We start from the raw sequence: 8,542 nt of genomic DNA, 5'->3' as shown, positions 1-8,542 counted from the left end.
GTCTCCTTCGACATCGACGCCAACGGCATCATGCACGTCACGGCCAAGGACCTCGGCACGGGCAAGGAGCAGAAGATGACCGTCACCGGCGGCTCCTCGCTGCCGAAAGACGACATCGCGCGCATGGTCCACGAGGCCGAGGAGCACGCCGAGGAGGACCGCCGCCGCAAGGAGGCGGCGGAGACCCGCAACCAGGGCGAACAGCTCGTCCACCAGACGGAGAAGCTGATCCGCGACAACCGGGAGAAGATCCCCGCCGACGTCACGGGCGAGGTGGAGACCGCCCTCGGCGACCTCAAGGAGAAGCTCAAGGGCGAGGACCCGGGCGCCATCAGGGCCGCCGTCGACCGGGCGAGCGCCGCCGCACAGAAGATCGGCACCGCGATGTACGCCGCACAGGGCGGCCGGGGCGGCGGCACGGCCGGTGCGGGCGGCACCGGCGGTACGGGCGGCGGACCGGCCTCCGACGACGGGGCAGAGGAGGTCGTCGACGCCGAGATCGTCGACGACGATGCCCGGGACGACACTACTCGGCCGACGGGCGGGTAAGCGCACGGGGCAAGAGCAGGCAAGAGCAGGCAAGAGCAAGGGCGCGGCACCGAGGACGAGGAGCCAGCCATGACAGGTGACGGCGGTGACGGCCTTTCCGCACGGGAACGGTCGATCCTGACCGGGATCGAGCAGGACCTGCGCGGTGACGCCGTCCTCGACCGACGGCTGCGCACCATGCGGCGCGGCGTACGGCCCTGGGGGCGGACCCGGCACGCCAGGCGGCTGCGGCACTCCCTGCGCGCGCACCGGATGGCCCTGGCCGGGGGATTCATGGCGGTCGTGTCGCTGGGCCTCTTCCTGGCCGCGGCGTCCTCCGCCTCACCCGCGCTCGCCTGGGCGTTCGCCCTTGCCTGGACGGGCACCCTGGCGTGCGGGATCAGCGGGGTGCTCCGCTGGTGCCGCCGGATGACGGCCTCCCTGGAGGGCGGGCCGGCGGGAGCGCGACCGCGGGCCGGAGAGGACACGGACGGCGGCGGCGAGGGCAACGGGGGCGACGGAGGCGACGGGGGAGACGGTGCCGGCGGAGGCCGCCGGGCACCCCCGGTTTGACCTCGGCTCCTCGGGGAAGGCGCGGGGGCGGAACATCGCCATCCCGGCGATGACTGCCGCCCGCGCCCGGACGTCCGATCCGCCGCGCGGCACGAACCGCCAGGCGCGCGGCACAACCCGTCCGGGGGGAGACCCGCAGATGAGGACGTGAACGCGATGAGGGTGGCTTTTCTGAGGGCGCCGGAGGGCGTCGAGCAGGTCGGGCCGGCACGCCCCCTGGCAGGCCGTGCTCGACGAAGGCCGGCAGCCGCGCGCGGTGCGGAGGTGAGCCGGCCATGGTGACCGACACCACCTTCGAGCTGGTGGACGTGGCCCTGCAGTCGGAGGAGCTGGGACGGCTGACCGTCCCGCTGTCCGCGCCCACCCCGGGCCCCTTCGAACTGCCGGAGGGAGCCGTGGTCAGCGTGGCGCTGACCTTCCACCTCCGGGAGCCGGTCGACGGGCTGGTCTTCGTCGACACCAGGCGCCGGGAGGGCCGCGTCGTCGCCCGGACGCGGACCGCACTCGGCAGCTTCCGGCCGGGCGGCCCGTACGAGATCCTCCTTCCGGCCGAGCGGCTGCCGGTCGGCCGCTCGGAATGCGGTACGTACGAGGTCACCGGCACCTTCGAGGACGGCGACGGCCGCGAGCTGTCCCAGGAGATCCACCGCTTCCGGATCGTCCACCAGCCCCGGATCCTGCACCGCCGGCACCACTCGCCCCAGGAGCACCCGTACGAGGAGCACCCCCACCACGAGCACGAATCGCTGGAGCGACCCCTGGAGAAGCCCAATGCCTGAGCGTGGCCAGGAGCAGCGGCAGGGGCGGGACGGTGACAGTGGTGACGGGGACGAGGAACGGGGAGAAAACGCGCTGGAGCAGGCCGACCGGCGGTGGACCGAGCTCCTCCAGGAGCTGCGCGTGGCCCAGACCGGGGTGCAGATCCTGTTCGGCTTCCTGCTGGCAGTGGTCTTCCAGCCCCGGTTCGCCATGCTCGGGGACGTGGACCGCGCCATCTACGTGATCACCGTGCTGCTCGGTGCGGCCACGGTGGGCGCCCTGGTCGGCCCGGTCTCCTTCCACCGGCTGGTGGCCGGGCGGCGGCGGAAGCCGGAGACCGTTGCCTGGGCCTCCCGCATGACCATCGTCGGAATCGTCCTGCTCTACCTGACCATGGCCTCGGCCTGCCTGCTGATCCTGCGCGTGGTCCTGCCCGACACGCTCGCGCTGGTGCTGATGGTGGTGATGGCGCTCTGGTTCGCGCTCTGGTGGTTCGCCGTACCGCTGTGGGCGCGTCAGCGGGTCACCCGGGCGTCCGGGACGTCGCGGGAGTCCCGGGTGACCAAGGGCAACACCGAGTCACGGTAGAAGTCGAAGAAGCCCTGCTGCTCGGAGCCGATCTGGGAGACGTGGACCCGGTCGAAACCGGCGTCCACGTACGCCTGGAGGTGCCGTGCGTGTTCCTCCGGGTCGGGGCCGCAGGGCACCGCCCCGGCCACCATGTCCTCGGTGACCAACTCGGCCGCCTGTTCGAAGTGGGTGGGCGTGGGCAGTACCTGCTGGAGCTCGCCGGGCAGCCGCATGCTGGGCCACAGCCGGTGCGCCGTGCGCACGGCCTCGGCCCGGTCCCGGCCCCAGCACACCTTGAGGCCCCCGTAGGCGGGCCGGCTCCCGTCGGTGCCGCGGAAGCGCCGTACGGCGCCGGCGTCCGGTGCCATGGTGATCAGTCCGTCGCCGATCCGGGCGGCCAGGGCCGTGGCTTCCGGCCCGAACGCCGAGATGTCGATCGGCGGGGGGATCTCCGGCAGGGTGTAGAGGCGGGCGTTCTCCACCGTGTAGTGCCGCCCGCGGTGCGAGACCTCCTCGCCGGTCAGCAGCAGGCGGATGACCGCGACCGCCTCCTCCAGCATTTCCAGGCGTACGTCGGCGGCCGGCCAGGACCCGCCGAGGATGTGCTCGTTGAGGGCCTCGCCGCTGCCCAGGCCGAGCCGGAACCGGCCCTCCAGCAGCACCGCGGAGGTGGCCGCGGCCTGCGCGATGACCGCCGGGTGCACGCGCACGGTGGGGCAGGTCACGGCGGTCTCGACGGGCAGGCGGCTGGTCCGGGACAGGGCCCCGATCACCCCCCAGACGAAGGGGCTGTTGCCCTGCCGGCCGATCCAGGGGTGGAAGTGGTCGGAGATCCACAGGGACCGGAAGCCCGCCTGCTCGGCCTGCTCGGCCTGGCGCAGCAGCTGTGCGGGACGGAAGTCCTCGCAGGAGAGGAAGTACCCGAACTCGGTCATCGGGTCATCACCGCCAGGGGTGGGGGGCGGGGGTGGGGCCGGATGGTGGTGTCGGTGCCGGTGGGGCCAGCGGGGCCGGTGGGACCGTCTGATGCTGACGGTTATGGAGGTGAACCAGTCGGCCCCTGCCGTGATCGGGTTCAGCCGTCGTCGCCGCAGGTGGCGGAGGCCAGGGCGTCCACCACACCGCGCAGCCGCCCGTGGCGTTCGTGCACCGCCCGCTGGCGGGACGCCCCGTCGCCCTCGGCGCACAGCCGCCGCAGCTGCTGTTCCGCGAGCGGGAGGTCACCGGTGGCCTCCAGGCCCGGCGCGGCCTGGGCGAGCAGCAGCATGACCAGCCGCTCGGTGCTGATCTCCTCGCCGGTCGCCGGATGGAGCCCCGTCCCGCGCAGCCCGTTCGCCGCGGCGAGGGCGTGCGCGTCGACCAGCTGCCGGTGCGGCACCGGGGGCGGAGGCGCCCCCTCGGCCACGGAGGGCAGCAGGGCTGCCGCGAGCCCGCGGACCAGGGCTGCCAGCAGTACCACCGTGTCCAGGTCCGCGTTGACGTCCGCGACCCGCACCTCCAGGGTCGGCACGTGCTCGGACGGGCGGGCGTACCAGTAGATCATCTTGCGGTCCAGCAACACCTCCCGGTCGACCAGGGCCTGCGCGTACGCCTCGTACTCGGCTTCCAGCGCGAGCAGCGGCGCGGGGCCGGCCGTGGGCCAGCGGCCGAACCGTACCGACCGCCAGCTGGCCAGGCCGGTGTCGTGACCCGAGGAGAACGGAGAGTTACCGGAGAGCGCCTGGAGGGCGGGCAGCCAGGGACGTATGTGGCCGGTCAGCCCCACGGCCTGGGCCCGGTCGAGGGTGCCGATGTGCACGTGGCAGCCGCAGGCGAGCCCGTCCTGGGCGTCCACCAGGGTGGGGTAGCGCCGTGCCATGCGCGCGTAGCGCTCGTCGTACCCGCTCACGGCCAGTGGCTCGTCCGGGGGGCGTACGGGTGTGCCGGAGGCGATGATCCGGCAGTCGGCGTCGGCCGCGGCCTCGGCGACGGTCCGCCGCAGCCGGGCGAGCTCGGCGCGCAGCGCGCCGCAGTCGGCGGTGGGCTGGCTGTTGACCTCGATCTGGGCGTTGAAGAACTCGGAGTGGACCTGATCGCCGAGCACCTCGCCGGCGGAAGAGACCACGACCGACCCGCGGTCGGCCGGTGCCCCACTGGCCCGGTCGACCAGCAGGAACTCCTCTTCGACCCCCATCGTGAGCAGACTCATGGCAGTACTCCTCGCGACTGGCAGCACTCCTTGCGACCGGCGGCACTCGTGGTGACCGGCGGCACTCGTGGTGACTGGCGGCACTCGTGGTGACTGGCAGCACTCGTGGCGACGCCTCGCGGTGCCCCATGCCAATACCCCAGAAAACACCCAACACGCCCACCCCGCACGTCGCCGGGTGTGGGGGCGGGTGGGGGCAGGGCGGGAGGCGGGGTGAGAAGGGGTGAGGGCGGGGTCGGGCAGTGATGTTTTTTCGTGCCGGCTGTCGGTGTCACAGGTGGCACCTGGGGCCCGCTCCACCCCCCGAGCCCCATCGGGCCGGGGCGGGGTCACCCACCCGCCCCCCTGGCACCGTGTCCCGGACCGGACGAGGTGGTCGGGCGGGGGCAGGGGCACCAACCAGAGTCTGTCCGGAGGGGGACCGGTCGGCGGGTGGGGTTGTGGGTGTGCCGGTGCTTCGCTGGGCCCCCGGGCACCTCCCTGGTGCCGTCCAGGCGAAGCACCGGCACACCCCCACACCCACCCGCCGGCCGCCAACGGCGCCCGGCCACCCACAGGTGGCTCAGCATCCTGATGCCTTGTACGGGTGGAGCGGGTGGGACACCCCCCCCCGCGAAGCACGCCAAACGCAAGCGCCGCCCCCCACCCCCCCGCAAGCAGGAGCGCCGTCTCCGCAACCGGCGTACGGGGCGCCGGTGTTGACCGTACGATCTCCCCGTGGGGGGACACGAAGGACACGGAACGCACACACGGCGCCGCGCGCTGCGCACTCGCGGCTGCGCCGTTGCCGCGCTGCTCGCGCTCGCACTCGCCGGCTGCTCGGCCGACAAGTCGGCCAAGGGCAGCGGCCCGAGCCCGAACAACGCCGCGCCGGGCACGCCCGCGCCAGACCCGTCTGGCACACAAGGCACGCAAGGCGCGCAAGGTAAGCCAGGCGCGCCCAGTACCGTCGGCACGCCCAGCGCGGCCGGTAAGCCCACCAGTGCCCTCATCCCGCCCGTCGACGAGGCCAAGCAGCCCAGGACCGCCGCCGAGGCCCGGGCCCTGGTCGGCAGGATCCTTCTCGATCAGACCGACCTGGGGCAGCAAGTCACCCGCAGTACGCCCTTCGAGAGCGATCCCGCCCACTGGGCCGTGCTCGACCAGGAATGCGTATGGCAGACCGGGGGTCTGCCCGCGGACGTCCTCGCCAGCCGGACCCGCTACTTCCACATCCCCGCCCGGGACGGCCGAGGCACGGTGCGGATCAATGCCACGGTCACCGTTCACCGGACCCGCGAGGAGTCCGGCTGGGAGACCGCCCGGGCCATGGAGGAAGTGCTGCGCTGCCCCGACCAGAAGCTGAGGGAAGGAGAGGGGCTCCAGAAGCTCATCGGCAACGCCCTCTACTACGGAGACGAGTTGAACGGCTGGACCGAGGACGCCTTCGCCGAACTGGGCGAGTACGTCAACACCGCCGACGGCGGGAAGGCGTATCCCTACACCTGGTCCCAGGCCCAGTACGGGCCGGTCACCCTGGCCGTCGCCGTGAAGGGGAGCGAGGGCTACACCAAGCCGGAACTCCAGGCCTTCGTGGTCCAGGGGACCAGTCACATGTCGATGCTGGCCAGGCAGGCGCTCGGAAAGGCGGCGGGCTGATGTCCCTGGACCGGCTGCTCCCCTCGGACCCCTCCCGGATCGCCGGGTACCGGCTGCTCGCGCGGCTCGGTGCCGGCGGAATGGGCGTGGTCTACCTCGGCCGTACGGACGACGGCGCGCTCGCCGCGGTCAAGGTGATCCGCGCCGAATACGCAGACGAGGCCGACTTCCGCGCCCGTTTCCGCCGCGAGGCGGACATCGCCGGCCGCGTCGACAGCCCCTGGGCGGTCCGCGTCCTGGGCGCCGACCCCGACGCCGCCGAACCCTGGCTGGCCACCGCCTTCGTCCCCGGCCCCTCGCTCGCCGAGGCCGTCGCCGCCCACGGCCCGCTGCCGCTGCCCGCCGTACGGATCCTGGGCCGGGCGCTGTCCTCGGCGCTGGAGGTGATGCACGGGCAGGGCCTCGTCCACCGGGACGTCAAACCGGGCAATGTGCTCATGGGCATGGACGGGCCCCGTCTGATCGACTTCGGGATCGCGCGCGGTGGCGACCACACCGTCCTGACCTCCACCGATGTGGTCATCGGAACGCCGGGATTCCTCCCTCCCGAGCAGGCCGGCGGCAGCCCCGCGGAGCCGGCCGGAGACGTCTTCTCGCTCGGCTGCCTGCTCGCCTACGCCGCCACCGGCGTGCTGCCCTTCGGGGGCGGCGCCGTGGACGCCGTCCTCTACCGCACGGTGCACGACGAGCCGGAGTTCGGCCCGGAGGTGCTGGCCGACCCCACGCTGACCGCGCTGCTGCGCACCTGCCTCGCGAAACACCCCGACATCCGCCCCACTGCGGCCGAGGCCGGCGGAGCCCTCGGCGGGGACGCGCCGGACGGGGGCACCGACTGGCTGCCCGACGCGGTCGTCGCCACCATCGGTGACCGGGCCGCCGAGCTGCTCGCTCTCCCGGGCATCGACGAGACCGTCGCCGATCCGGAAGCGGCACCCGTGCCGGCATCCGTGTCGGAGGCCGAAGCCGGCGCCGGCCGGCCCTCCCGCCGCCGGTTCCTGGCCCTGGCTTCCGGGGCCGCGGTGCTCGCGGCGGGCGGTGGGGTGGCCGGGTGGCTGGCGCTGCGCGATGAGGGGAAGGGGAAGGGCAAGGGGAATGGCGGGGGGTCGGGGGACGCGACCGGCGGCCGTGCGTGGGCGATCGGGGTGCACGCGGATCTGTCCGGCCAGGGGAAGGCCGCCGGGCAGGCCCAGGAACGCGGGGTGCGGCTGGCCGTCGATGCCTTCAACTCCCGCAAGGACAAGCCCTTCACGCTGTCGGTGGTCACCGTCGACGACGCCGGGCGCGCCGACCGCGCGCCGGCGGCCGCGAACGAACTCATCCGCAACGAGGACGTGTTCGCGGTGATCGGCCCGACCGTCAACGCATCGGTGGGTCCCTGCCTGGAGCTGTACGGCGAGGCCGCCCTGCCGCTGCTCAGCGTGTCCTCGCTGGCGACGAACTACGGCATCGCCGACCGCCGCAGCTTCTTCCAGCTCGGCCCCCTCACCTCGGCCCAGGCCCTGGGCGTCGACATGAACCTGGCCGTGAGCCGGAAGGTGCGCAAGCTGGGGCTGCTGTGCGACCGCGACGGCGACATCGACGGCTGGCAGACCGTGCAGCTGATCACCCGTACGCTCGGGGCCTTCACGCCGGAGGCCACGTGCTACGGCCGGGTCGTCCCGCGCGGTACGGGAGATCTGGCACCGGTGGTCAAGGACATGCTCGACCAGAAGATCGACGGGTTCTTCTACGCGGGGGTCCCGGCGAAGGCCGCGAAGGCCGCCGCGCTGTTGGCGGCCGGTGGTTACAAGGGCCCCCGGGCGGTCGACTACACCATCGCGGGCCCCGAGTTCCTCGTGGCGGCGGGGGCGGCGGCCGAGGGCTGGCAGGCCTTCGCCCCGTACGTCGCGCCGGAGGCGCCCGCCGTCGCCGAGCTGGCGCGGGCGCACCGGGCCGCGTACGGCTCGGCGCCCGGGATCTGGACGGCGGAGGCGTACGACGCGGCCCGGATGGTCATCGACCGGCTGGTGACGGCTGCCGGGGCCTCGGCCCCGACGAGCGCCACGCCGGACGGGAGCGCCGCGCCCGGGAAGAGCGCCGCGCCGGGTGGCAGGCGTCCGACCCGTACGGAACTGCTGGCGGCGCTGGGCCGGGGCACCTTCAAGGGCATCACCAAGGACTTCGCCTTCGTGGAGCAGCCTCCGCCCTTCCACCGCGGGTTCGACGGGAACCTGTTCTTCGAGTACCGGGTGGAGGGCGGGCGCTTCCGCTACGTGGGCCCGGCCACGCAGGCAACGGCGGGATAGC

General features: G+C 73.5%; 8 protein-coding genes. 6 read left to right on the top strand and 2 right to left on the bottom strand.

Features of this window, described 5'->3' with window-relative positions:
* From AB0O36_RS33540 to AB0O36_RS33525, 4 genes are all read left to right on the top strand, one after another.
* Positions 1-549: Hsp70 family protein (locus AB0O36_RS33540; RefSeq protein WP_365116901.1), on the top strand; the 549-nt coding region annotated here is incomplete at its 5' end.
* A 69-nt stretch (positions 550-618) separates the two neighbouring features.
* Complete coding sequence (locus AB0O36_RS33535) at positions 619-1,101, top strand: hypothetical protein (protein ID WP_365116899.1); 483 nt, start codon at positions 619-621, stop codon at positions 1,099-1,101.
* A gap of 275 nt (positions 1,102-1,376) precedes the next feature.
* Positions 1,377-1,880 (top strand): hypothetical protein, encoded by a 504-nt coding sequence (locus AB0O36_RS33530; RefSeq protein WP_365116898.1) that lies wholly within the window; start codon positions 1,377-1,379, stop codon positions 1,878-1,880.
* On the top strand, positions 1,873-2,448 hold the full coding sequence (locus tag AB0O36_RS33525; RefSeq protein ID WP_365116897.1) for a DUF6328 family protein: 576 nt from the start codon (positions 1,873-1,875) through the stop codon (positions 2,446-2,448). Before AB0O36_RS33530 ends, AB0O36_RS33525 begins: the two co-directional genes overlap by 8 nt.
* Here the strand turns inward: AB0O36_RS33525 and AB0O36_RS33520 are convergent.
* Entirely contained in the window at positions 2,376-3,365 is a 990-nt protein-coding gene (locus AB0O36_RS33520; protein WP_365116895.1) for a TIGR03557 family F420-dependent LLM class oxidoreductase, read from the bottom strand. The two genes, AB0O36_RS33525 and AB0O36_RS33520, sit on opposite strands and share 73 nt — an antisense overlap.
* A gap of 140 nt (positions 3,366-3,505) precedes the next feature.
* Entirely contained in the window at positions 3,506-4,618 is a 1,113-nt protein-coding gene (locus tag AB0O36_RS33515) for a glutamate--cysteine ligase (RefSeq protein ID WP_365116894.1), read from the bottom strand.
* Positions 4,619-5,335: 717 nt separating this feature from the next.
* Here AB0O36_RS33515 and AB0O36_RS33510 point away from each other — a divergent pair.
* Together AB0O36_RS33510 and AB0O36_RS33505 are read left to right on the top strand one after the other, a co-directional pair.
* Positions 5,336-6,256 carry a hypothetical protein gene (locus tag AB0O36_RS33510; protein WP_365116892.1) on the top strand — a complete coding sequence of 307 codons (921 nt, stop codon included), beginning with the start codon at positions 5,336-5,338 and terminating at the stop codon, positions 6,254-6,256.
* Positions 6,256-8,541: a bifunctional serine/threonine-protein kinase/ABC transporter substrate-binding protein gene (locus AB0O36_RS33505; RefSeq protein WP_365116891.1), complete on the top strand. Its 2,286-nt coding sequence runs from the start codon at positions 6,256-6,258 to the stop codon at positions 8,539-8,541. Before AB0O36_RS33510 ends, AB0O36_RS33505 begins: the two co-directional genes overlap by 1 nt.
* Position 8,542 lies beyond the last annotated feature (1 nt).

Origin of the sequence: Streptomyces sp. NPDC089799 (assembly GCF_040684755.1) — a bacterium.
Classification (GTDB): Bacteria; Actinomycetota; Actinomycetes; order Streptomycetales; family Streptomycetaceae; genus Streptomyces.
The sequence above is the reverse complement of the archived record's forward strand: the minus strand, read 5'-3'. Positions and strand labels throughout refer to the sequence as shown.